This is a genomic window from Nostoc sp. 2RC, assembly GCF_014222165.1.
In the GTDB taxonomy this organism is placed as follows: domain Bacteria; phylum Cyanobacteriota; class Cyanobacteriia; order Cyanobacteriales; family Nostocaceae; genus Nostoc; species Nostoc linckia.
Genome location: NZ_JACKZU010000630.1, coordinates 1 through 2,395, shown reverse-complemented (window position 1 = coordinate 2,395; position 2,395 = coordinate 1). Strand labels below are relative to the sequence as shown.

At 42.4% G+C, this 2,395-nt stretch carries 4 protein-coding genes; all 4 read left to right on the top strand.

Translation table 11 applies throughout. From position 1 onward, the window contains the following. Positions 1 to 60: 60 nt before the first annotated feature. Positions 61 to 414, top strand: coding sequence for a hypothetical protein (locus GNE10_RS33935; protein ID WP_185570423.1), 354 nt, complete (start codon positions 61 to 63; stop codon positions 412 to 414). Then, positions 404 to 1,489 (top strand): hypothetical protein, encoded by a 1,086-nt coding sequence (locus tag GNE10_RS33930; RefSeq protein WP_185570422.1) that lies wholly within the window; start codon positions 404 to 406, stop codon positions 1,487 to 1,489. The genes GNE10_RS33935 and GNE10_RS33930 overlap by 11 nt, the downstream gene beginning before the upstream one ends. After that, positions 1,486 to 2,076 (top strand): hypothetical protein, encoded by a 591-nt coding sequence (locus tag GNE10_RS33925; protein WP_185570421.1) that lies wholly within the window; start codon positions 1,486 to 1,488, stop codon positions 2,074 to 2,076. Before GNE10_RS33930 ends, GNE10_RS33925 begins: the two co-directional genes overlap by 4 nt. A 2-nt stretch (positions 2,077 to 2,078) precedes the next feature. Next, positions 2,079 to 2,395, top strand: a 317-nt coding sequence (locus GNE10_RS33920) for a hypothetical protein (RefSeq protein WP_221643101.1), incomplete at its 3' end; no start/stop codon positions are given.

The window sequence follows — 2,395 nt, the reverse complement described above, 5'->3', positions numbered from 1 at the left end:
CGTTGAAGCAGATAGAGAGCTAACTGGCGCTGATGTAATAAACCCAAACAATTACTAAACATGCAAGCACTAACACTCGCTCAATTATTTGGTGCTAGTGCAGTACAAACTGCTACTCAATTAGTAATTCAAAAGCCTGATTTAGTAGCGGTAGGACTAACTCCAAAGTCAAAGAATACCGCTGAATCTTTACTGGTAGCAATATTGCGGCATTCTCTAGAAAATTTTGAAGGGTATCTCTGTGATGAAATTGGTAACCGAATAACAGACCAAAATGGGCAGTTTATATCCTACGACAATAAAAGCCTCTATCTATTACTAGAAATGTTTTACTGGGGCGTATTCGTTCCAGAGGAATACACAGACAGAATACGTCAGCAAATAATAATTTATTCCTACACAAATGAGATTTGATTTATATCCGGAAACCGCAACAATTTCTGATACAGATATATTATTAGTTTGGCAAACATCAACAGGAACCCTGAAACGGATTTCTAATGCTACTTTACGTTCGCAGTTTGGGGCGGCTAATGCTGTTTACGGCGTTGTTTCAAGTAACTTTTCGCCGATTAACGGAAGCAAAACGATCGTGAATGCAAGCTGCACTCTCACACTACCCGCGACCCCAGCTATCGGTAATGTAATTGAGGTTTTTGTACCGTCAGGGGTAACTTTAACGGTTAACCCAAATGGTAAAAAAGCTAATGGAGTACTCTATACCACCGATTACCCGACAATACCGGGATTTACTCATACATCGTTGGTTTATCTCAACGAAACAACCGGGTGGACTACAGACATTTCAGGTGCGCTTCTGCCACCCACGATTAGCGGTAAATTGCTATCTCGCGCTTCATGGGTGCAGATGTTGGGAAGCGACGGCACGTTTTCATTGTCTGGGAGCAATGTTATTTCCTGGGCCAATGCGGGTACAGGCGACGCTGCCATTGGATCTACTGGAACTCAACCAACATTCGTATCCTCCGCCACCCCGTCCGGTAAACCGGCTGTCGCTTTCAGTGGTAGCCAGAATCTAACACATACTGCGTTAACCGGGCGCGAGCGAACAATATTCATTCTTGCTAAACACACTCCAGCGCTTGTGTATGATGGATATTTCCTGGGAAGTAATAGTAGTAGTATCTTTTTCGGGTACGACACTGGCGGGAACTCCCCCCGATTGCTAGCAGGCAGTGGCGGATATTTTAGCAGCAGCCCGTATTCATCAAATCAGAATCAATGGCGGATTTATGAGCTAGTAATCTCTAGCGCTGGTGTCTCCAATTTATTGGTAAATGGTACACAGGATTCGACGAATATTACTATCAACTCCGATCTAACTACAAACAGAATTTCTGGCTACACAAGTGGTAGAAACTTCCAGGGGCAAATCGCATTAATAGCGCAAACTAACACAGCGCTATCATCGACACTTCGTACAACAATTCGACAAGATATTGCAACCTGGGCAGGCATAACACTATGACGGAATACTGCGGCAATTCTTCACCAGCTACGGTGAATTACTCATTTAATGGCATTGCTCAAACTAAATTTATTACACAGCAAACACCCATTACGGTCGAGACTTCTGAAGTGGAAGAGCTTGACAATAATCCCGCTTCAATTTGTTGGCGATTCACGGGAATTGGGGTTGCAAATAATGACAACTACCAATTATTTGCTTATGGTGTAAACCCGTCTTTTCACGATAGCGGGACAGGGATGCAGCCATATATGGATGGCGAAAGGTTGCAATACGAAGGCTATTTTTACCGAAAGGGATCTGAATCTGTAGCTCCCACTGGAAATGCTTCTTATATTACTGGCTGGGATAATAAGGGTGATTGCAATCCCAGAATGATTAAAAAGTGCAAGTTAACAATTAAATCAAATGGGGCAACTATCTTTGAAAAGACTGGTAAATGCCCTCTGGAATACCAAGTTACTTGTGGGGATGAATGCCCTGAAGGCTCACACAAATGTACCCATAAAGCATACCCAGGTTATTGCTGCGTACCGTGCAAAGAAGTAGCACAGCGGATTAATAATATCGCCAATAAAGTGAGGTGATTATGGCAGAAGTTTGCAAGGATATTGATGCGGCGTTAAACAATTTGAATAATAAAATTGAATCTTTAAACGGAAGAGTACGTAATTTGGAACAGCGGCAAAATAAAGACAATAGCAATAACAGTAACAACAGCAACCTAGAAAAGCGCGTTAGCCGCATTGAATCCTATATCAATGCATTACATAACGATTTGGATGCCATTGGTAAGTTAATTAAGGATATAAACAGCTTATTAGAGCCAGCTTTAACCCTAGTAGAGAAAATGGGAACAGTGGTGCTAAAAGCTGTTACTGCTGTCACCAGCGTTTTCGGGGGTGG